Source organism: Corynebacterium lujinxingii (assembly GCF_014490555.1).
Taxonomy (GTDB): Bacteria; Actinomycetota; Actinomycetes; order Mycobacteriales; family Mycobacteriaceae; genus Corynebacterium; species Corynebacterium lujinxingii.
Genome location: NZ_CP061032.1, coordinates 2,310,728 through 2,332,307, shown reverse-complemented (window position 1 = coordinate 2,332,307; position 21,580 = coordinate 2,310,728). Strand labels below are relative to the sequence as shown.

At 66.9% G+C, this 21,580-nt stretch carries 20 protein-coding genes; 4 read left to right on the top strand and 16 right to left on the bottom strand.

Annotated features, from left to right (window positions below; translation table 11 throughout):
* Positions 1 to 40 precede the first annotated feature (40 nt).
* From trxA to IAU68_RS11345, 6 genes are all read right to left on the bottom strand, one after another.
* Complete coding sequence (trxA, locus tag IAU68_RS11370) at positions 41 to 367, bottom strand: thioredoxin (protein WP_171193048.1); 327 nt, start codon at positions 365 to 367, stop codon at positions 41 to 43.
* A 10-nt stretch (positions 368 to 377) separates the two neighbouring features.
* Positions 378 to 1,391, bottom strand: coding sequence for a thioredoxin-disulfide reductase (gene trxB, locus IAU68_RS11365; protein ID WP_171193047.1), 1,014 nt, complete (start codon positions 1,389 to 1,391; stop codon positions 378 to 380).
* A 10-nt stretch (positions 1,392 to 1,401) separates the two neighbouring features.
* Positions 1,402 to 1,965, bottom strand: coding sequence for an RNA polymerase sigma factor (locus IAU68_RS11360; protein WP_171193046.1), 564 nt, complete (start codon positions 1,963 to 1,965; stop codon positions 1,402 to 1,404).
* 75 nt (positions 1,966 to 2,040) lie between these two features.
* Entirely contained in the window at positions 2,041 to 5,148 is a 3,108-nt protein-coding gene (murJ, locus tag IAU68_RS11355; RefSeq protein WP_231699189.1) for a murein biosynthesis integral membrane protein MurJ, read from the bottom strand.
* Between the two features lie 233 nt (positions 5,149 to 5,381).
* Positions 5,382 to 7,739 (bottom strand): hypothetical protein, encoded by a 2,358-nt coding sequence (locus tag IAU68_RS11350; RefSeq protein ID WP_186337540.1) that lies wholly within the window; start codon positions 7,737 to 7,739, stop codon positions 5,382 to 5,384.
* Complete coding sequence (locus IAU68_RS11345) at positions 7,736 to 8,521, bottom strand: NUDIX hydrolase (RefSeq protein WP_231699041.1); 786 nt, start codon at positions 8,519 to 8,521, stop codon at positions 7,736 to 7,738. The genes IAU68_RS11350 and IAU68_RS11345 overlap by 4 nt, the downstream gene beginning before the upstream one ends.
* Positions 8,522 to 8,659: 138 nt before the next feature.
* On the opposite strand from IAU68_RS11345, the gene IAU68_RS11340 reads away from it, so the two are divergent.
* The 4 genes from IAU68_RS11340 to IAU68_RS11325 are packed head-to-tail and all read left to right on the top strand — an operon-like array spanning position 8,660 to position 11,738.
* Positions 8,660 to 10,078, top strand: a complete 1,419-nt coding sequence (locus tag IAU68_RS11340) for a CCA tRNA nucleotidyltransferase (protein ID WP_407928731.1) — start codon at positions 8,660 to 8,662, stop codon at positions 10,076 to 10,078.
* Complete coding sequence (locus IAU68_RS11335) at positions 10,071 to 10,679, top strand: YqgE/AlgH family protein (RefSeq protein WP_171193042.1); 609 nt, start codon at positions 10,071 to 10,073, stop codon at positions 10,677 to 10,679. Before IAU68_RS11340 ends, IAU68_RS11335 begins: the two co-directional genes overlap by 8 nt.
* Complete coding sequence (locus tag IAU68_RS11330) at positions 10,679 to 11,389, top strand: AzlC family ABC transporter permease (RefSeq protein ID WP_231699040.1); 711 nt, start codon at positions 10,679 to 10,681, stop codon at positions 11,387 to 11,389. The genes IAU68_RS11335 and IAU68_RS11330 overlap by 1 nt, the downstream gene beginning before the upstream one ends.
* 1 nt (position 11,390) lies before the next feature.
* Positions 11,391 to 11,738: a branched-chain amino acid transporter permease gene (locus IAU68_RS11325; protein ID WP_171193041.1), complete on the top strand. Its 348-nt coding sequence runs from the start codon at positions 11,391 to 11,393 to the stop codon at positions 11,736 to 11,738.
* Here IAU68_RS11325 and IAU68_RS11320 read toward each other — a convergent pair.
* From IAU68_RS11320 to IAU68_RS11275, 10 genes are all read right to left on the bottom strand, one after another.
* Entirely contained in the window at positions 11,735 to 13,027 is a 1,293-nt protein-coding gene (locus IAU68_RS11320; RefSeq protein WP_171193040.1) for an HNH endonuclease signature motif containing protein, read from the bottom strand. The genes IAU68_RS11325 and IAU68_RS11320 overlap by 4 nt on opposite strands.
* Before the next feature lie 319 nt (positions 13,028 to 13,346).
* Positions 13,347 to 13,652: a hypothetical protein gene (locus IAU68_RS11315; RefSeq protein WP_171193039.1), complete on the bottom strand. Its 306-nt coding sequence runs from the start codon at positions 13,650 to 13,652 to the stop codon at positions 13,347 to 13,349.
* Complete coding sequence (locus IAU68_RS11310) at positions 13,649 to 14,587, bottom strand: bile acid:sodium symporter family protein (RefSeq protein ID WP_171193038.1); 939 nt, start codon at positions 14,585 to 14,587, stop codon at positions 13,649 to 13,651. The genes IAU68_RS11315 and IAU68_RS11310 overlap by 4 nt, the downstream gene beginning before the upstream one ends.
* 24 nt (positions 14,588 to 14,611) lie before the next feature.
* The gene (locus tag IAU68_RS11305) at positions 14,612 to 14,983 is read right to left on the bottom strand and encodes a Rieske (2Fe-2S) protein (protein ID WP_407928715.1); all 372 of its coding nucleotides are present in this window, start codon (positions 14,981 to 14,983) and stop codon (positions 14,612 to 14,614) included.
* Positions 14,980 to 15,795, bottom strand: a complete 816-nt coding sequence (trpA, locus tag IAU68_RS11300; RefSeq protein ID WP_171193037.1) for a tryptophan synthase subunit alpha — start codon at positions 15,793 to 15,795, stop codon at positions 14,980 to 14,982. Before trpA ends, IAU68_RS11305 begins: the two co-directional genes overlap by 4 nt.
* Positions 15,796 to 16,992, bottom strand: a complete 1,197-nt coding sequence (gene trpB, locus IAU68_RS11295) for a tryptophan synthase subunit beta (protein ID WP_171193036.1) — start codon at positions 16,990 to 16,992, stop codon at positions 15,796 to 15,798.
* Between the two features lie 9 nt (positions 16,993 to 17,001).
* Positions 17,002 to 18,387, bottom strand: coding sequence for a bifunctional indole-3-glycerol-phosphate synthase TrpC/phosphoribosylanthranilate isomerase TrpF (gene trpCF / locus IAU68_RS11290; RefSeq protein WP_407928730.1), 1,386 nt, complete (start codon positions 18,385 to 18,387; stop codon positions 17,002 to 17,004).
* Positions 18,374 to 19,393: an anthranilate phosphoribosyltransferase gene (trpD, locus tag IAU68_RS11285; protein ID WP_171193034.1), complete on the bottom strand. Its 1,020-nt coding sequence runs from the start codon at positions 19,391 to 19,393 to the stop codon at positions 18,374 to 18,376. The genes trpCF and trpD overlap by 14 nt, the downstream gene beginning before the upstream one ends.
* Positions 19,386 to 19,943, bottom strand: coding sequence for a glutamine amidotransferase-related protein (locus IAU68_RS11280; RefSeq protein ID WP_171193033.1), 558 nt, complete (start codon positions 19,941 to 19,943; stop codon positions 19,386 to 19,388). Before IAU68_RS11280 ends, trpD begins: the two co-directional genes overlap by 8 nt.
* A complete protein-coding gene (locus IAU68_RS11275) occupies positions 19,940 to 21,412 on the bottom strand; it encodes an anthranilate synthase component 1 (protein ID WP_171193032.1) in 1,473 nt (490 codons plus the stop codon). The genes IAU68_RS11280 and IAU68_RS11275 overlap by 4 nt, the downstream gene beginning before the upstream one ends.
* Between the last annotated feature and the right edge of the window lie 168 nt (positions 21,413 to 21,580).

Sequence of the window (21,580 nt, the reverse complement as noted above, 5' to 3'; positions counted from 1 at the left end):
AAGCACCTAACTTTCCCGGTCGAACAACCATTACAACAGTTTACGCGCCGAGCGCTGCGATCTTGGAGACGATCTCCGACTTCGGGCGCAGGCCGACAAACTCGTCGACCTTCTGGCCGTTCTTGAACAGCAGCACGGTCGGGATCGACATGATCTGGTACATCATGCCGAGCGCGCGCTCGTCGTCCACGTTGACCTTGGCAACCTTGACTTGGTCGCCCATCTCGTCGGCGATTTCGTCGAGAAGCGGCGAGAGTTTCTTGCACGGCCCGCACCACTCAGCCCAAAAGTCGACGAGAACCGGGGTGTCGGACTCGATGACCTCGTTTTTGAAGGTGGCCTGGGTGACATCTACTGGTGCACTCATGGCGGCTAGCTTACAGCTCCGCGAGGTAGTGCTGAGCATCCAACGCGGCACGGCAGCCCGAACCGGCCGCCGTGATCGCCTGGCGGTAGGTCTTATCCACCAGGTCGCCGCACGCGAACACGCCCTTCACGCTGGTGCGCGTCGACGGGTTCTCGACGGTGACGTAGCCGCCCTCGTCCACGCCGACCTGGCCCTCGAGGAAGCCGGAACGCGGGTCGTGGCCGATGGCGACGAACAGCGCGGTGGCGTCGAGCACGGACTTCTCACCGGTTTCCACGTTGAGCACGTTCAGGCCGCCCACCTTGCCGTCGGCGTCCACGACGGACTCCACGACGGTGTTGGTGAGGAACTCGATCTTCTCGTTCTCGCGGGCGCGCTCGAGCATGATGCGCGAGGCGCGGAAGTTCTCGGAGCGGTGGATGAGCGTGACCTTGGAGCCGAACTTGGTCAGGAAGGTGGCCTCCTCCATGGCGGAGTCGCCGCCGCCGACGACCGCGATGTGCTGGTCTTTGAAGAAGAAGCCGTCGCAGGTCGCGCAGGTGGACACGCCGCGGCCGGTCAGTTCCGCCTCGCCCGGGATGCCCAGGTGGCGCGGTGCCGCACCAGTGGCGAGGATGACCGCGCGGGCACGGAACTCCTCGTCGTCGACGTACACCTTCTTAATGTCGCCGGAGAAGTCCACGCGCTCGACCAGCTCGGAGCGTAGGTCGGCGCCGAACTTCTCGGCCTGCTCGCGCATGTTGCCCATCAGTTCCGGGCCCATCACGCCGTCCTGGAAGCCGGGGAAGTTCTCCACCTCAGTGGTGTTCATCAGCTCGCCGCCGTACTCGTAGCCCTCGAACACGAGCGGATTGAGCTCGGCGCGCGCGGCGTAGAGGGCGGCGGTGTAGCCGGCCGGGCCGGACCCGATGATGATCAGGTCGTGCACGGTGTCCGTCTCGGTGTGCTTGGTTTCGGGTTGCTCCGCAGCGTCGCCGGAGTTGCCGGTCTGCGGGGTAATAAAGTTGAAGCCGGGGAAGGTCATGCCGGAGATTCTAACCCCTCATCGGCGTCTCCCCCATTGCCGCAGCGACCGCCTCGCGGGCCCGGTAGCGGCGCGACTTCACGGTGCCCGGTTTCACGCCGAGTTCTGCGGCGGCGTGCTCGACGGACATCCCGGCGACGTCGATCAGCCACAGCGCCTTACGCTGCGCCGACGGCAGCACGTTGAGTGCCTGGCGCATCGCGATGGTGCGCTCCATTGCCTCCATCGGGTTGTAGGCGAGGTATTTGTTGGCGTCTGTGGTTACCGTGTCCTGATCGTCCAAGCTCGCCTGCGCGCCGGCGCGGTCGGAGCGGCGCTGGTGGTCGATGGCGGCGTTGATGGTCATGCGGTGCAGCCACGTGGACAGTTTCGCCTCGCCGCGGTAGCCGCGCATGCTGCGCGCGGCCTTGAACAGGGCGTCCTGGACGATGTCTTGCGCGTCCTGCTCGTTGCGCGAGTAGTTGCGCGCCACGAAGTACATGCGCTTGCGGTGGCGGTTGACGATGAGTTTGAAAGCGTGCGGGTCGCCTGCCAGGTAGTCGGCGACGAGCTGCCGGTCATTGCGGTAGTTCATGTTTCCCCCCAAGTGAGTTACCGCGACCCAGTGTGCCCGATCCCCTCCCCCGAGGGAAGGGACCGGATGCACAATTTATTGGACATCCATGTGCCCGGCGAGGGAAATCTCGGCGATCTCCATCGGCTTCTCGGCATCCTCGGCCGGGGTGAGCGCGACGGTCACGCTCGTAAACGCCGCGTCCGAGTCGATGTCGGCGCTGATCTGGCCGGTGCGCACCGTGCCCTCGGCCAGCACCTGCGGCACCGCCCCGCCCTCCGGCACTCCGGTGATCACGTAGTTCGCACCGCTTGCCGACGACGTGTCCACGATCACCTGCTCCAACATGAACGCCTCTCCGGTCTCAGGCGTGACGACGAGGTCGCCGTCGACCTGCCACTTCGTGGCCCGGTCCCCGTCCACGGTGGCATCCGCGCCGCCGGCCGCCTCGAGCGGGCCGACGAGCACCGGCACGCGCGGCTCCGGCACGGCGGAGGTGGCGGCGGTGGGCACCGGGTCGGTGTCGGCGTCGTCGCCGGAGACGAGGTCTACCAGGTAGGTAGTGAGCACGCCGATGAGCACCACGGCGGAGACGGCGACGAGCGTGAGCAGGCCGACGGTGACCGGACGGTAGCGCCGGCTGCCAAAGCCGCCCCGGATCGCGTCCGGGTCTTCGACGTGCTCCTCGACCGGCTCGACGTACTCGGGGATGTCCACGACCGGGATGGTGTCGGTCGGGGTGTCGTCCTCCTTGTCGCGGCGGCGCGAGCCCGGCAGGTTCGCGGCCTCGCGCAGGGCGCGCTCGATCTCGCTGAAGGCGTCTTGGTCGACCGCGTCGGCGTCGACAAGCGCTCGCGTGCGGGCGGTGATCTCGTCGAGCTCGTCGGAGGTGACGTTGCTGGTCAGCAGTTCGAGCGCGGCGGCGAATGCGTCGGCGTCGGTCGGCGGAGTCGCGTCCGGCAAGACGGCCGGGAAGGCGAGTCGGACGTAGCCGTTTTCGTCGATACGCAACTGCTGACGGTTGTCTAGGCCGAGCGGGACGCCTGCCTCGTGCGCGGTGGCCAGGGCGGCCGCGAGCGGGGCGAGCGCGTTGGCGACGGCCTCCGTGTGCAGCGTCTGGCCCGACTCGGCGACGGCCTTCACCGAGGAGCCTTCGACCCAGTCCGCGACGATGAGCGCGCCGGAGCGGTAGGACAGGATCTCCACATTGTCGGCCACGGCCGGCAGGTTGAGGTTGGCCAGCTTGCGGGTGCGGCGCGCGACCCCGGCGGCGTTGAGCGCGGCCTCGCGCGGGGTGGCCGGCGCCATCGGGGCGGTGCCGGTGGTGTCCACGAACGTCAGCGCGACGCTGCGGCCGGTGGTCAATTCGCGGGCCTGCCAGAAGCGCGCGCCGGTGGTGGCGCCGTGGTCGCGGATGAGGCGGAAGCGGCCGTCGGACACGCTCGCGCCCGCCACCAGACGGGGCCCGCGGACCACACCGGCGGACATCGGCGGCGGCACCGGCGACGCGTTGAACGTGTCGGCGCCGAGGAACTGGGTGGACACATCGCGCGGGTCCGCCTCGCCCACCTCGAGGGCGCGCTCGTCGTCGGGGCGGATGAACTTGCCCAGGCCCGGGATGCGCTGCAGCGCGTAGCCCAGGTTTTGCACCTCGGGCAGCTTCGAGCGCGACAGCACCAGGCCGGTGGCCACGAGGAACAGCAGGCCGAGAACGACAACCTCGATGAGGCTGCCCAGGCTCGGCGCGCCGATGAGGCGGCCCACGGCTTCGGGCAGGTGCAGGCCGGCGACGTCGCGAAGCAACCAGCGCACCAGGTACACCACTGCCACGCCGACGACCGCGGAACCCGCGGCCCACAGCGACGTGCGCAAGACGTCCCGCGACTTCAGCGTGCCCAGTTTGCGGCGCAGCAGCATCGCGCCGATGATCGCGCCGGCGAGAAAGCCGAAGCCGTTGGCGGCGCCGAGCAGCACCACCACGTGCTGCGGCTCGCTGGCGATACGCGGTGCGAGCATGGAAAGCGCCACCTTGGTCACGGTGATGCCGGCGATGATGAACGTCGGCGTCCACGCCTCCTCGCGGGCGTAGAACACGCGCAGGTGCAGCATGACCAGCGCGTACGGGATGAGCGTGAACGCAGAGGCGCTAATGGTCAGGCCGAGGGTGTGGGCGGCCTCCGGGCTGAAGCGACCGTAGGCGAACAGGGCGTGGGCGATGTCCGGGCCCAGTGCCGTCATGAAGATGATGATCGGGATCAGGGCGATGAAGGTGAGCTTCGTGCCCATCGTCAGGTCGTCGACAACCGCCTTGTCGTCGCCGTCGGCCGCGTTGCGCGACAGACGTGGCATGATCGCGGTGAGCAACGTGACGCCGATGATGCCGTACGGCATCTGCAGCAGCATCCAGTGCTGCTGGTAAATAAACTGCGCCGCCGCGTCCGCGGAGAAGGCGATGCGGGTGGTGATCACGTAGCCCAACTGGCTGATCGCCACATACGTGATAATCGCCAGCGCCATCCCGCCGAACTGCTTGAGCCGCTCGTCGATGCCCCACAGCGGCCGCAGGTCGATGCTCAGCTTCCGCAGCGCCGGCAACATGATGAGGCACTGCACCACCACGCCGAGCGTCGTGCCGAGGCCCAGCAGCAGTACGTGCGGATTGCTTACCGACGACGGCGCAGCCGGATTCAACTGCCCCGGCAGCGCCATATACGCCGCGAGCACCGCGATGGAGACCACGTTGTTTGCCACCGGAGCCCACGCGCCGGGCCGGAAGTGCTCCTTGGTGTTCAAGATGGCCATGAACAGCGAGAACATGCCGTAGAAGAAGATCTGCGGCAGCAGCAGGTAGGCAAACGAGGTGGTTTGGACCAGGTTGCCGGTCGAATCCTCGTCCAGCATCATCTCCGTCAGCCACGGTGCCGCCGCCACGGCGATGAGGGTGACCACCGTCATCATCGTCAGCGTGAGCGTGAACAGGCGGCGGATAAACGCGGCGCCCCGGTCGGGGTCCTCCTTCTCCGCGCGCACCAGCACCGGCACCACCAGCGCGGTGAGCACCGAGCCGAGCACGATCTCCGTGATCAGGTTCGGCAGCGTGTTGGCGGTGTTGAACGCCGACGCGACGACCTCGCCGAGCGCTGCGCCGATGAGCACGGTGCGGATGAAGCCGGTGATGCGTGAAATCAGCGTGGCCACCGCCATCGAGCCGGTGGCGCGCACGACCTTTTCGTTGTCCGTTGGCTCTGCCTCCGGGGTGGGCACGGGCACGGCAGCGGGCTCACCCGCGATCGTCTCACCCTTGGGGCTGGTGGTCAGCAGGGACTTGTCCGGCGCGCCGGTGCCCGCGCCGCGCTGCTGCTTCGGCTCGCGGGGTGCGGGCACTGGTGCAGGCGGCGCCGGGGTGACAATGCGCCGGCGCAAATTGTCCCGTGCTGTCACGGTTGTCTCCGTTCACGTGTGGTTCGTTGTGCTGGTCTGGAGGTGGCGCGCCGGTCTGGCGGCGCCTTGCTGCGTTTGAACCGTGTCAGCAGCGCCAACGCGAGCGCCGCCGCGACCAGTGCCGCAGCGACCGCCCAGCCGCGCAGCTCGACGCCGGCGGTGCGCACCGCAATGTCCACCGGTGTGGAAATCGGCTGGCCCGACGCGCCCGCGAGGTAGAGCTGCAGTTCGGTGCCGCGGTTCGATTCCGGCAGGTCCGCGGTCATCTGCACCGTGACCGACCCGCGCGCCGGGATCTTCAGTGCCCCGGGCACGTTCAGCCGCGCGTCGTCCGGCCCGAAGTACCGGATTTCCGTGCGCACCGGCAGCGGCATGCCGTTTTGTGCCACGATGAGCAGCGGGCTTGACGACGACGCCCGCGTGTACACATTCCCCGGCGGAATCAACGTCACTGAGTCGCGCAACTCGTTCAGCGTGGTCCGGCTCGCGGCGAGGCGTTCGCCGGTGGCGCGGGTGGTGTCGTCGTAAAGCGAGAGCGCGCGGCGGCCGTTCGTGGTCAGTGCGGTGAGCATGTCGCGGCGCAGCGGGAGGGTGAAGCCGTAGCGGGTCAGCGCGATCGCGGGGTCCGGCACCATGAGCGCGGTGATGTCGTTGATAAAGCCGTTTTGTTGCGTGACCTGCAGGATCTCCGCGTCGGTGTAGGCGGCCGGGTCCGGGAAGTTCGTGCCGGTGTGCTCCGCCGGGGCGACGTCGGGAGGCGCTGCGAGGTAGTCGCCGAAGGAGACTGGCCGCGACGTGCCGTCGGCGATGATGCTCGCGACGGTGCCAAGCAGCACCGTGGCGGTGTCCGCGTCCCAGGTTGCCGGCGGGTTGATCAGCACCTTGTCGCGTGCGGCCTGGCGCATGGCCGCGGCGGCGCTGATGTCGCGGGCTTTCTTTGAGTCGATGGTGGCGTCGAAACGCAGGCTGGGGTTGGTGTAGCCGGGTGTGTCGGGGTGTGTGCCCGTCGACGCCAGCACCGCGGCCAGCGAGTCCTGGTAGCCGACCTGCATCACCCCGGGCGCGATCCAGGAGAACCGCTCTGCCGAAGGGTTCTGCGCGGCGAGGACCCGCACCGGCTGCTGCGGCCGGGGGTCGCCACCGGTGTGTGCTTCCTCCCACGCCGCCTGCATGCCGCCGTCGGGCACGCTGGAGCGGGTGTGGTCTGCCCAGCCGAGCGCCGGCGCTGCCTCGGGTTCCACGTATCCCGGGCCGGTGACCACGGTGTTGATCGTCCCGGCGTTGCCCAGCACGCGCTGCAGCGCGAACGGCCCGCGCTCCACAGCCTCGCGCATGAGCCACTCGTCACCGGTGCGCGCCACCGCGTTGAGGTCCGCGTTCGCCCACGGCAGCGCGACGGTGCAGCCTTGCTCTGAGACCTGGCGGACCTTGTCCAGCCACGCCTTCGCGTCGTCCGCTCCCCTGCCCGGGGCGGCGTCCGTGTCTTCGCCTGAGCCCCAGCTGTCGCGCAGGCGCTTCGGCTCTTCCACCACGGCGTTACGGGTGTCGCTGACGGTGTACCCGCCGGCCATGCGGTCCACGGTGTCCACCAGCGCGGGGTCAAGCGCCATGCACGTGGCGTAACCCACCTCGGGCGTTTGCACTGCGTCGAGGTACTGCTCCACCAGCGCGTCCAGGCGCCCGCCGGCCGCGAGCTGGTCGGCCAGATTTTCCGACTCGAGCACCAGCGGCGGGTTCTCCGGGGCCTCGCCCGTCTCCCCCGGCACGATGTCCACCGGCGCGCTGACCGGGTATAGCGCGGTGATCTCGCCCGGCTCCACGTCGTCTTCCGAGCCGCGCACACCGAGGTGGAAACGGTCGGTGTCCAGGGTGGTGCCGGTGGCGTCGACAAGCTCAAGCAGCATCGGATACGTGCCGATCCCCCCGGGCGCCCTCAGCGTCATCTCCGTCTCCACGCTGTCGCCCGGAGCGATTTGCTTATCGACGACCCCCTCGTCCCCCATCGGCTCATACTCGCCAACACCCGCCACCGCGGCGACGCGCTGCTCCACCACGGATGCGACCGGGGCCGCGCGGCGCGGCACGACCTTGAGCGTGTTCAACGTCTCGTCGGTGTGATTCGTAATGCGAAGTTTCACGTGAAACGGATCGTGTGCGGAGGCCGACGTGGGGGCGTCGACAAGCTCAATGCTCGCGAGCTCGCCCTCGCCCGGGCGCACTGCCTCGTTGACCCACTGGTCCGCCACCTCGGGGTTGTCCGGGCTGAGCGGGACGGCCGGCACAGCGCGCGCCGGCGGGGCCGTCAGCGCCAGCGCGAGCGCCGCCGCTGCCAGCCGAGTGCTGCGCCGCATCATCGCGGGGTAGCCCTTCCGGCGGCGACTTCCTTTCGTGCCAGATCCGGCATGCGGTCGTAGGCGATACGCGCCAGTTTCCGCTCGTCGGCGTACGCGAGGTGCTCCATCAGTTCGCTCATCGGCACCCACGCCACCTCGGTGACCTCGGGGTCCTCGTCGTTAAACACGCCGTCGACAAAGCGCAGCAGGTTGTGGTGCACCGTCTTATGGATGCGCACCCCGTCCGAGACGAACCAATAGTCGATCGTGCCCAGGGTGTCGAAGGCCTCGCCGGAAATGCCGGTCTCCTCCCACACCTCGCGCTCCGCGGTCGCCCACTGGTGCTCGCCGTCTTCGACGTGCCCCTTCGGCATCGACCACAGCAGGCGCCCGCGTCGGTCCAGGCGGCCGATGAGCGCGACGTAGATGCGGCTCATGTCCACCTTGCCGTCCTTGCCCACCGCCTCCGCCATGCCGGAGACGACCAGACCGCCGGCCGAGGTCTCGTCGCGCGTTTCTATCGACGAGTCGTGCCTGCGGTCGTAATGCGAATGCCTGCGGTTGTGGTTGCGGTTCCGGTTACGCTGCCCGCCGCGGCCACCCCTGCCCCGCCGGTTATTCGGGTTCCGGCGGCGGTTCGGCTTCTTCTTGTTCTCCTCGCCGTCGCCCTGCTTCTGGCTATTGTTCTGCCCGCCTTTGTTCTGGGCCGGCTTGCCGCCGCGGCGCTTCCGCGAACGTCGCCGCCCGCCGGATCCCCCCTTGTTCCCGGAGGGGCCCGGTACAGGCCGCGTATTCTCACTCATTCGTGCCATGCTATCCGGCTTCCGGCCGGTTGTGGTACTTCACGCGCGGCGGCGACGAGTATCGTGTCCAAGGTGACAAACCGAGGAACGCTTTTCGACATGCCCGATCCGAACGACCCGCTCGCCCCCGCCGCGTTGATGGCCCGGGCGCAGGGGGTCGTCGAAAAGCACGCTGCCCTGCTGGAGCCGCTCGCCCGACTCTTCGCGGCGCGCGGCGAGTCCTTATATATAGTCGGCGGCTCCGTGCGCGACGCCATGCTCGGCCGCGAGGTGCACGACCTTGACTTCACTACCTCCGCCCGCCCGGACGTGATCCAGGAGATCCTCGGCGAGTGGGGCGAAAAGGTGTGGGACACCGGCATCGAGTTCGGCACCGTCTCCGCGATCCGCCAGGGCGAAACCGTGGAGATCACCACCTTCCGCTCCGACCTGTACGACGGCGTCACCCGCAACCCCGAAGTCACCTTCGGTGACACCCTCGAGGGCGACCTTGTGCGCCGCGACGTCGCCTGCAACGCCATGGCCATCGAGCTCTCGCTTGACGACGACTCCCTCGCCCCGACCTTCCACGACCCCGTCAACGGCCTTGCCGACCTGGTCATCGAGGTGCTCGACACCCCACAGGAGCCGGAGGTGTCCTTCCGCGACGACCCGCTGCGCATGCTTCGCGCCGCCCGCTTCGTCTCCCAACTCGGCTTCACCGTGGCCGACCGGGTCTACGACGCGATGCGCGATATGGCCCCGGAGATCCAGCGGATCACCGCCGAGCGCGTCCAGGCCGAGCTGGACAAGCTCATGCTCGGCGCCCGTCCCTGGGAGGGCATCGACCTGCTGGTGTCCACCGGCGTCGCCCAGTTCATCCTGCCGGAGATCCCCGCCCTGCAGCTTGAGACCGACGAGCACATGCAGCACAAGGACGTCTACCGCCACTCCCTGACAGTGCTGCGCCAGGCCACCGAACTGGAGGACGAAGGCCCCGACCTGAAGCTGCGCTGGGCCGCGCTGCTTCACGACATCGGCAAGCCCGCCACCCGCGCCCCCAAAGATGGCGGCGGCGTGACCTTCCACCACCACGAGGTGGTCGGCGCCAAGATGTCCCGCAAGCGCTTGAAGGCTTTGAAGTACCCGAAGCACGTCATCTCGGATGTGGGCCAGCTGGTGTTCCTGCACATGCGCTTCCACGGCTTCGGCGAGGGCCAGTGGACCGACTCCGCCGTGCGCCGCTACGTCACCGACGCCGGGGATCTCCTCCCCCGCCTGCACAAACTCGTGCGTGCCGATTCCACCACCCGCAACGCCAAGAAGGCCGCCCGCCTGCAGCGCACCTACGACCACCTCGAGGAGCGCATCGCCGACATCGCCGCCAAGGAGGACCTCGCCCGCGTGCGCCCAGACCTCGACGGCAACGAGATCATGCAGATCCTGGACCTCAAACCCGGCCCCGAAGTGGGCAAAGCGTGGAAGTTTCTCAAGGAGCTACGCCTCGAACGTGGCGAGTTGGACCACGACGAAGCCGTTGCCGAACTCAAAGCCTGGTGGGAGAACGAACATGCCTGAGTACTTCTACGCTGACCGCCTCTTCAACGCCATGGAACGGGTGGACCCCGAGCCGGGCATGCTGCTCGTCGCCGCGCCCGGGATGTACTCGCCCGAGTTCGCCCGCACCGTGGTGCTGATCATTGAGCAGAGCGCTGAGCGCACCCTCGGCGTCGTGTTGAACCGCCGCAGCGAGACCGCCGTGGCCAACGTCATGCCGGCCTGGGCTGACCTCGCCGCGAAGCCTCAGGCCGTGCACATCGGCGGGCCTGTGCGCCCGGAGGCCGCCGTCGCACTCGGCGTGACCTCCCCCGGCGTGGACATCGACGCGAACCCCTACTTCCAGCGCATGGCCAACCGTCTCGCGCTGCTGAACCTCAACGCGGATCCCGAGGACTTCGCCGGCGACGTCGACGGCATCCGGGTCTTCGCCGGCTACGCCGAGTGGCTCCCGGGCCAACTCGACGACGAAATCCTGCGCGGCGACTGGTTCGTCGCCCCCGCCCTGCCCTCCGACGTGATTGCGTCGGCGGGTACAGATTTGTGGGGTGACGTGATGCGTCGTCAAGCAATGCCCCTGCCCCTGTTCGCCACGTTCCCCGCGAACCTCGAGGACAATTAGTGGCTGTTTCACGTGAAACAAAGGAGCAGATCCGGCTCGGCGTGAAGGACTCGTGGCTCGTTGGCCTCGGCCTGATCCCGCTCGGTTTCGCCTTTGGGCTGCTGATCTCGCAGACCGGTTTCGCCTGGTGGTGGGCCCCGATCTTCTCGACCATCGTCTACGCCGGTTCGATGGAATTTCTCGCCATCGACATGGTGGTGTCCGGCCTCGGCCCCTTCTCGTCGGCGCTGACCGCTTTCATGGTCAATTTCCGCCACATTTTCTACGGACTGACTTTTCCGCGCGACGTTGTGCCGCGCGGTTTGCCCACCGCCTACGTCACGTACGGGCTCACCGACGAGGCCTATGCCGTCACCTCCACCCTCCACGGGCGCCCCACTGGGCCGCGGATCCTCACCATCGTCGCGCTGGTGAACGTGATCTGGCTTCTTTCCGGGATCGCGGGTGCCCTGGTGGGCAACGTCATCCCGGACAACATCGAAGGCTTCGAATTCGCCCTGACCTCGCTGTTCGCGGTGCTTGCCTACGAGGCGTTCCAATCCAGCCGCGACCTTTCCGGCCCGCTCATCGCCGGCGGCCTCGCGGTGCTTGCGGCATTTGTTGTGCCCGGGCAGGTGATCATCGCGGGCCTGCTCGCGTACTTCGGCGTTCTGCTGCTTCGCTTCTGGGCACCGCGTATCGACGACCTCCTCACCTGGCGGGTCCGCTGACATGAACGCATACGGTCTGCCCGATGGCGTCACCCTCGGCATGGTCGCCGCGGTGCTCATCCCTGCCGGCATCGTGACAGTGCTGCTGCGTGCCCTCCCCTTCTCGCTGATGCGGTTTTTGAAGGGCAGCCCGTTTATCGACTTCCTTGCCGTGCTCATGCCAGTCGGCGTGATGACGGTGCTCGTCGTGTACACCGTGGTCGGGCATTCGGGCGATCCCGGCCGCTTCTGGGCCTCCTTGGCTGCGCTGGGTCTGACGCTGCTCGTCCACGCCTGGAAGCGCCGTGCGGACCTGTCCATCTTTCTCGGCACTGCGTCATACATGGTGCTGGTGAACCTCGCCGTCTAGGCGGTCTCGTCGTCGTCGAACGAGCCACCGCACTCCGCCCACGTCATCGCGTCATCCTGACGCCGAGGCAGTGAGTAGTTCTCGGAAACGTAGCGTGTGCCGTCCATGTAAATGAAATGCACATCCGCCCCGTCCTTGACCGTCTCAAGGTATCCGTCCGTGACCAGCGAGTGGCACGAGGAACACAGCGGGAGCAGGTTCTCCAGGTCCGTCATTCCACCGTCGGCCCATTCTTTGATGTGGTGGATCTCGATGAAGCGTGAGTGCGTGCATTCAGGTGCGGCGCACTGCCCGCCCCACATCGCGAGCAGCGCGTTAACCTGGCCTGCGTTGGCGAGGCGGAATCGGCGGCCTGTGTTGATGATCAACCCGGTGTCGTCGACAGTGGACACGCGCAGATCTGCGTTCGCGATGAGATTCGCAAGCGTCTCCGAGCGCGCGCCGACATTGTTCGGCATGTGTGCCCGACCGTCTGTGGTCATGAGCACGTTCACGTGTGCTCCGGGCGTGGTCAGCGCATTTTTCGGGCGCGTGCGCATCGAGTGCACCATGCCCATAAACGAGTCCAGCAGCATGCGCCCAACGGGTAGGCCGTAACCGGAGGCGGTCTTCTTCGACGGCTTTGCAGGTTCGACGTCGAGCACCTCGCCCAGCATCTCGTCGACGGAGTAGTCGGCAATGCTGTCGTCGTCGCGACGCAACGCGCTTTCGAGCTTGTCCTCCATCTCATAGAAAGCGATCTCGCCGAGTTTCAATGCGGCCATGAAGGCAGCACCGTCCGAGGCGTTGAAGCGGCCGTGCACCGTGATGTCGCCGTTGTCCTGGGGGTGAACGCGCATGTAGTATTCGCGCGCGTGCTCGTCCTCCCCCGGCCTGTCCCGGCCTGAGAGCGCGACCTCCAGCGCGTGATAGCCGAGGTCGAGCGCCAGATCCACCAGCTCGCGCTCGTTCTCCTTGGTCATGTATTTGAGCAGCAGTCGCACCACCGAATAACTCAGCGCGGCCTCGGCGAAGTGCTGCTCCAGGTACGGAAACTGCCCGAGCCGGTGCGCCACGTGCACGTACTCGTGCGCGGTCGAATTCGATATCTCCAGCCGCCGCGTCAGAAACTGCGCCGTCGTGCGCGCCCCGGTCTCCGCCGCGAAACCGTGCTGATCGAACATTCGCACGGCGGCGAGCAACTCCGCCTTCGACGTCGTCATCCGCGTGTGCGCATCCGCAATTGTGCTGCACAACCGCTCCGCGAGTGCGCTGAGTTGCGGACGTTCCCCTGCCAAAACCGTGGTCATGATGCCCCCCAATGTGTCGAATACGAGTGCGATACAAGTAATTATAAACGTGCTCACGACACGGCTCTGATCTGCGGAAACGTTGTTTATAGGCGCGCTATAAAACGCGTATGTCGCACGCTGTTCGCAACGCTTATCGACGACTCCACTACTCCGCATTGCGGACAATCCCGGCCCCACCAATCATTGGTGCAAACCCATTAAAAAAGTCCGCATTGCGGACAACGGCGCGACAACCAATTATGGGGGTTGACCAACGGTTTGGGGGTCGTCGATAAGCGAAAGTCCGCATTGCGGACAAGTGGGTACGCACCAACGATTAGCGGGGGAATTTGGCGCGGGCTTCGGACCAGAGGCCCTCGAACTCCTCCTGGCTGAGGTGGGTGGCGGTGATGCCTTCCAGAGCGTCGTAGGTGCGCGGGTGCGGCACTGTGCCCATGGGCTGGTTGGCTTGGCCGATGACGCGACCATCGACGTAGATGCCGGTGATGGTTTCGGCGGGGTCGAGTTCGATCATGCGGACCATGGTGCAGGCCTGCGGGGAGACTTCCTTGAGTTCGGCGATGTTGAGCAGCTCGCCGCCGAGTTCGGGAACACTGTAGTGGATGCGGACGTAATGTTTCACGTGAAACTCTTTCTGGAGACGTAAGCGGAGCAGATGATCAACTGCGCCATGTGGTAGATCATCAGCGGAATGATGAGGACGCCTAGCGACGCGCCGCCGAAGATGACGGTGGCCATCGGAAGGCCGGTGGCGAGGGACTTCTGCGTGCCGCACATTTGGATTGCGGTGATGTCTTCACGCGGGAAGCGTAACGCGGTAGGCACGACGCGCGTAAGCCACAGCATGGCGACGACGAGCGCCGCGGAAAAGACGGTGAGGAACGCGATCTCCCCCACCGACACGTTCGACCACACGCCGGAGACGACCCCCTTGGAAAAGGCGGCGTAGACGACCATCCAGATGGATCCGCGGTCGACGATCTTCGTGGCCTTTGACTTGGCCAGCTCCCCCAGCCAGCGGTGCGCGACCTGGCCGAGCAGGAACGGCAGGAGCAGCTGCAGGGAAATGTCGGTGAACACGGAGGCGTCGATATGCACGCCGTCGCCCGCGCCCATCAGCCACATCACGAGCAGCGGCGTGGCGACGACACCAACTAGCGACGACACCGACGCCGCCACCACCGCGCCCGACACGTTGCCCCGGGCGATGCCGGTGAGGGCGACGGAGGACTGCACGGTTGAGGGGACGAGGGTCATGAAGAGCAGGCCCTGGTAGAGGCCGTCGTCAAGCAATGCGGTCGTGGGGCGCGCGAGGAGCCCGATGAGCGGGTACGCGACGAACGTGAACGCGAGAATGACCACGTGGAGGCGCCAATTGGTGAGGCCGCGCAGGGCCTCTTGGGTGGATAGGCGTGCGCCGTAGAGGAAGAACAGCAGCGCGATGCCGAGTTTGACGGCGATGTCGAAGCCGTCGGCAAACGCGCCGCGCGCCGACACCACAAACGCGAGCGCGGCCGCGACGACGATGCCGACGAGGAGCGGATCGAGCTTTTTCATGTGGCCGAGTCTACGGCCGGCGGGCTAGCTCGGGTTCTTCGCTTGGACCTTGTCGCCGGCGTCGACCACCTCGACCTCGCGCATGCCGGTTACGGCCGGGCCGGAGACGAGCGAGCCGTCCGCGATGTTGAACACGGACCCGTGGGCGGTGCACTTCACGGTCTCGCCCTCGACCTTGGTGATCTTCTTCTGCTGGTGCGGGCACACCGACGAGTACGCCACGTACTGGCCGGAGGTTGGTTGGGCGATGATGAATTTGTCCAGGATCACCGCGGAGCCGACCGGGACGTCGGTCTTGGCGATCTCTTCGGGGGCCTCTTCCCCACAGGCGGCCAGGAAGGCACCGGCGAAGGTGGTGGCGGTGCCGAGCAGGAACATGCGTCGCGAACAGGTCATGGTTCGATCGTAGCCTGCTTCATCGCCGCGACGTAGTCGGTGAGCTCGCGCTTCAGCGCCTCCATGTCCGCGATTCGCGTATCGACGACGTGCCCATCGATAATCTTCGTAATCGCCGACCCAGTAATCGCACCGGCAGCCCCTGCCTGAATCGCCGCGCGGACATGCTCCGGGCGTGAGATGCCGAAGCCGAGTAGCACCGGGGCGCCGCCGAACGCGTTGACATTATCGACGACCTCACGCAGTCCCTCCACCGTCGCCTCGTTTTCCGTGCCCGTCACTCCGTCGCGGGAGATGGCGTAGATGTATCCGCGGGAGTTGGCGGCCACACCCTCGAGGGTTTCCTTCGATGCCTTGGCCGGGGCGATGTAGATCGGCTCGATGCCGGCGCGCTCGGCGGCGGCGGAAAAGGGGGCGGACTCGCGCACGGGGACGTCGGGAAGCAACACGCTATCCGCGCCAGCCTCCTTGAACTCCGTGTAGAAGCGGTCGAGGCCGCGGGTGTGGACCACGTTGGCGTAGACGAGCATGCCGATCGGCAGGTCCGGGTAGCGCTCACGGATCGCGCGCACCTGGTCGAGGGCTTGGGCGACGGTCGCTCCCCCGCGCAGCGCACGCACGTGAGCGCCCTGGATGGCGGGACCGTCGGCGACGGGGTCGGAGAATGGGACGCCGAGCTCGAGGGCGTCGGCACCTGCGTCCACGACGGCAGAAACGATCTCCAGCGCGTCCTCTGGGGTTGGGTCGGAGAGCATGACGAAGGGGACGAACGCGCGCTCCCCCTTGGCAAAGAAATCTGCGTAGCGGCTCATTTACTTGTTCTCCTTCTGCTCCAGGGTGGCGCGCACGTGCGCGATGTCCTTGTCGCCGCGGCCGGACAGCGCGACGAGGATGTTCAACGGCTCGGCATCCGCCGGGTGCTCGGCCGCGCGCTGCAGGGCGTAGGCCAGGGCGTGCGAGGACTCGAGCGCGGGGATGATGCCCTCGTGGCGGGACAGTGCCTGGAAGGCGTCGAGGGCGGCGTCGTCGGTCACAGGGACATACGATGCGCGGCCCGACTTGGCCAGGTGCGCGTGCTCGGGGCCTACGCCCGGGTAATCCAGGCCGGCGGAAATGGAGTAGGACTCCTCCACCTGGCCGTCTTCGTTGCACATGAGGTACGAGTACGTGCCGTGCAGCAGGCCGGTGGTGCCCTGTGCGATGGCGGCACCGTGCGCGCCGAGGCCGAAGCCCTCGCCGCCCGGTTCGGCGCCGATGAGTTCGACACCCTCGTCGTCGATAAATTCCGCGAACATGCCGATGGCGTTCGAGCCGCCGCCGACACATGCGACGACGACGTCCGGCAGTCCCCCGGTGCGTTCTAGGATCTGCGCGCGGGCTTCTGCGGAGATGACGCGGTGGAACTCCTTCACAATGCGGGGGAACGGGTGCGGGCCCGCTGCCGTGCCGAGCAGGTAGTGGGACTCGTGGAAGGTGGCGGTCCAATCGCGCAGCGCCTCGTTCACCGCGTCCTTGAGCGTGCCAGCGCCGGATTCCACGGCGATGACTTCGGCGCCCATCAGTCGCATGCGGTAGACGTTCGGCTCCTGGCGCGCCATGTCGGTCTTGCCCATGTAGATCACGCAGTCGAGCCCGAGCAGCGCACAAGCGAGCGCGGTGGCGGTGCCGTGCTGGCCCGCGCCAGTCTCCGCGATGATGCGCGTCTTGCCCATCTTCTTGGCCAGCAGCGCCTGGCCGATCACTTGGTTCGTCTTGTGCGCGCCGCCGTGGACGAGGTCCTCACGCTTGAGAAAGATGCGCGCGTTGCCCTCCAAAGGCAGGTTGCGGCATTCGGTCAGCGGCGTCGGCCGGCCGAGGTAATCGCGCAGGAGGGAGCGGTATTCGTCCATGAAGGTGCCGTCGTGAAGCGCGTCCACAAAAGCGCGCTCTAACTGGTCGAGCGCGGGCAGGAGCGACTCGGGCACGAACTGCCCGCCGAATTCGCCGTAGTAGGCAGGAAGAAGTGTCATTGTTTGTCCTTAATCGTGATAATTGCCGATGGTGTCAAAGCCGCACCGAAGCGCACCCGCGTCCTTGTCGCCGTTGGGGTCTTCGAATCCCGAGTTGAGGTCGAGCCCGAGGCAGCCGACGCGCAGCGCTTCCTCGAGATTCTCCGGGGTGAGTCCACCCGCCAGCAGAGCTTTTTGCTTGACGACGACCGGCACCCGGGACCAATCAAACCTCTCCCCCGACCCGCCGTCATTGGCGTCGAGGACGAGCATGTCCACGGAGTCCGCGAGCGCCTCCGCCACCGCGGGGCCGTCCGGGTGGGTCATGGAGACGGCGCGCCAGACGTCGACGTCAACCTCGCTCCGGACCTGTTCGATAAGCGCGAGCTCCGCCTCGATCGAGCCTTGGTACGGCGCATGGACCTGGACGGCGGTGATGCCGTGCTGGACGATGTCGTTGTAGCCGGATGTGCGGCGCGACACCGCGACGTAGTTCAGTCCCGGCTCAGCGGCGATGATGGATGCCGCTGTTTCACGTGAAACATTGCGCGGGGAGGCGTCCTCGAAGATCAGTCCGCCGTACACCGCGCCGCACGCTTTGGCCGCCTGGGCCGCGGAGGCGGAACGCAGGCCGCAGACCTTGTTCGGGCCGTACACCAGCTCGCGGGCGGCCTGGTCGATGTCGGGCTGGGCGGTCAGTTGCGAGCCGACGAGGAACGCGTCGGAGTGGCCGCCGAGGCGGCGGACGGTGGCGGCGTCGCGGATGCCGGATTCGGCGACCACTACTGCCCCATCGGGTGCCAATGCGGCGAGGCGTGCCGAGCGGTCCAAGTCGATGGACAGGTCGTGGAGGTTGCGGTGGTTCACGCCGAAGATTCTCGCGCCGAGCTTAGTCGCGCGGGCCGCCTCCTCCTCATCGATCACCTCGGTGAGCACATCCATGTGCAGGGAGGCGGCGACGGAGGCGAGGTGGGTGTATTGGTCGTCGTCAAGCACGGAGAGCATGAGTAGGATCGCGTCGGCGCCGAAGTAGCGCGCGGCGTAGATCTGGACCTCGTCGATGATGAAGTCTTTGCACAGCACCGGCAGATGTGTGGTGGCCGCGACGGTAGCGAGGTGGTCGTAGTCGCCGCCGAAGTAGTCGGGCTCGCACAGGACCGAGATGCCGGCGGCGTAGCGCGAATAGATTGAGGCGATCTCCCCCGGTTTGTAATCCGCGCGGATCTGGCCGAGCGACGGTGAGGCGGACTTGCATTCCATGATGAACGCGGTGCCCGGACGCGCGAGCGAGTCGTACAAGGAGCGCTCAGAATAACGTAACGTGTCGAAACTAACGTGGGCAACCCGCTGCCGAATAGCGTCAATGTGACGTTTACGGTTGGCGACGATCTCGCCGAGGATCTTAGACACTGTAATCCGCCTCCTCGTGGGTGGCGAGCCATTGGGCGACGGTGCCGTCGGCAAGCAACCGCTTCGCGTGTTCGGTGCCGGCGGCAAGCGAGTCGGCGATGCCGTAGAGGTAGAACATCGCCCCGGCGTTGACGGCCACGGCGTCGCGGTGCGCTTGGGGGCCCTCGCCTGCGAAGGCCGCACGCATGAACGCGGCGTTCTCGGCGCCGTCGCCGCCGCGGAGGTCATCCAGCGACCAGCGCCGCACGCCGAGGTCGTCTGGCGTGACGGTGTAGTGGGTGATCTCGCCGTCGGTGAGTTCCCAGACGAGGGTCTCGCCGTGGACCGCGATCTCGTCGGTGCCCGCGCCGTGCACGACAAACGCGCGGCCACGGCCTAGATCCCTCATGGTCTCCGAAATAATGGGTCCCAACTTAGGATTGGCGATCCCCATAATTTGAAATTCAGGCCTTGCGGGACTCAATAATGGGCCAAGCGTATTAAATATTGTTGAAATACCCAGGGCTTTCCGCACCGGCTGCACGAATGCGATCGCCGGATTGTACGCCGGGGCGAAGAGGAACGTGAAGTTCGAGGACTCGAACTGGCGCACCGCGCGGTCGGGGTCGAGGTCCAGCGGAATGTTCAGCGCCTCGAGCACATCGGCCGACCCCGACTTGGACGACACGGAGCGGTTCCCGCACTTGATCATTTTCACCCCGCCGGCGGCCGCGGTCAAGGAGGCGGCGGTGGTGATATTGATCGTGTTCGCTCCGTCGCCGCCGGTGCCGGCGGTGTCCATGATCCCCTCCCCCGTCACCGGGAACGGGCGGCCGGCGGCGAGGAAGGCTCGGGCGGCGCCGGCGATGTCGGGGAAGGTTTCGCCGCGGGTGCGGATCGTCGCTAAGAGCGCTGCGATGTGCACGTCGTCGTAGTCGCCGACGGTGAGCGGGGTGAACGCCTCGACGGCCTCCTCCAAAGTGGGCGCAGGGTTGTCGACGAAGCGGCGGAAGATGTCGATGTGGTTAGTCATTGCGGCCTTTCTTGAGCAGGGTGGTCACGCAGTCGTCGAGAATCTGCGGACCAGCGGGGGTCAGGATGGATTCGGGGTGAAACTGCAGGCCAATCGACATTTCGTCGGCGGTTTCGGCGGCCATGATCACGTCGCCGATCTCGCTCGGTGCCCACGCCAGCGCGCGGATCCCCTCAGGGGCCTCGGTCGCGCCGAGCGAGTGGTAGCGGGCAACGGGGACGCGTTTGCTGCTGAGCAGCACCATGGTTTCCGACGACCCGTGCACCGGCCCGCACGGCTCAACCCGTCCGCCGTAGTGCTCGATGAGCGCCTGGAAGCCGAGGCAGATCCCGAGGATGGGGATGCGGCCCTGGGCGCGCTCGATGACCTCCATCATGCAGCCGGCGTCCGCGGGATAACCGGGGCCGGGCGAAAGCACGATCAGGTCCGGGTCGGTGGCGAAGACGGTGTCGGCGGAGACGGTGTTGCGGTAGACCACGGTGTCGTAGTCGGCGAAGGCGTCCACCAGGTTGTAGACAAAGGAGTCCTGGTTATCCAGCAAAACGATCACTTTTCCACCTCCAGTTCGCGGTCGCCCGCCAGTGCGTGGAGCACGGCGTAGGCCTTGTGCAGGGTCTCGTCGGCCTCAGCCTGCGGGTCGGAATCGCGCACCACGCCCGCGCCCGCCTGAACCACCGCGGTGCCATTAGCGACGAACGCGGACCGGATCACAATGCACGTGTCGAACTCCCCGTCGCCGCGCAGGTACCCCACCGCCCCGCCGTAGGACCCGCGGCGCTGCCCCTCGACGCTGCGCAGCAGCTCGGTGGCCCGCAGTTTCGGGGCGCCGGTGAGCGTGCCCATGTTCATGCAGGCGCGGTAGGCGTCGAGCGCATCCAGGTCCTCCGCAAGTGTCGCCGTCACCCGGCTGACCAGGTGCATCACACGCGAGTAGCGGTCCACCTGCAGCAGGTCGCGGACCTTGCGGGTGCGCGGCTCGGCGACGCGTGCCAGGTCGTTGCGGGCCAGGTCCACCAGCATGGTGTGCTCGGCGACCTCCTTGGCGTCGGTACGCAACTGCAGCTCCATGCGCGTGTCCAGCTCGTGGTTGACGGCGCCGTCCGGATCGAGCCCCCGCGGGCGGGTGCCGGCGATCGGGTACAGCTGCACCTCGCGGGTATCCGCCGAGTACTTCAGGTTCGACTCCGGCGAGGCGCCGAACAGCTCGTAGCCGTCGCCGCGGATGTAGAACATGTACGGCGACGGGTTCGACTCGCGCAGACGCCGGTACGCCGCAAACGCGTCGTTGCACTCGGCGGTGAAACTGCGCGCCGGCACCACCTGGTAGATATCGCCGTTACAAATGTTGCCTTTCAGCTTCTCGACCACCCCGCGGAACTCCTCGTCCGAGACGTCCGCCTTAGCGACGAGCGATCCCGCCTTCCCCGCCAACGGCCAATACTCCGGCACGACCTCCTCCATCCGCTGAGCAAGCGGCTCGAGATCGATGCCGTCGCCGACCGCGTCCACGCCCGCGAGGTACGCCGTGCCGGTTTCGTGGTTGACGCGCAGCACCACCTCGGCGAGGACGAACTCGTAATCCGGGTAGGTGTTCGCGCCGTCGGCTACGGGCGGCAGCGGCTCGAACGTCTCCAGGTAGTCGTAGGCGAAACCGCCCGCGAGCAGCGGAAAGTCCTCGTTGCCCTCGGTGTCCGCGAGCGCGCGCAGCACGTCCACGCTCGAGGGGGCCTTGAGCCGCTCGCGCTCGTCCTCGATGTCCGTGGCCGGGAACTCGTGCTCGCGCCCGACCCGGTCCGCGATCACCTCCCCCGACGGCGTCAAGGGCGTCAGCGTCACGCGGTTGCCGGAGCAAGTTACGCGTATCGACGACCGCAGCACCGCCACCGACTGCAACCCCGAACGCGTAGTGATGTCGGCGGACTCGAGCAGCACCGTATCCGTGCCGTCGAGGCCGCCGATGCGGGCGAAGAGACTGGCCACGTCCTCGTGGTAGCGCACCTCTTGGCGGGTGAATTTCATGTAATCCTCGGTTTCTGTTGGTTTCGCACCGAGGGTATGAAAAAGGCCCGCGGCGCTTGGGGGACAAGCTGGCGGGCCGTGACTTCTCAGTGGCGCGCCAGTTAGGCGAGCCACCACCAGGTTTGGGAAGTCATTTGCATCACAACGCAGAAGTGTAGTCGAGGACGA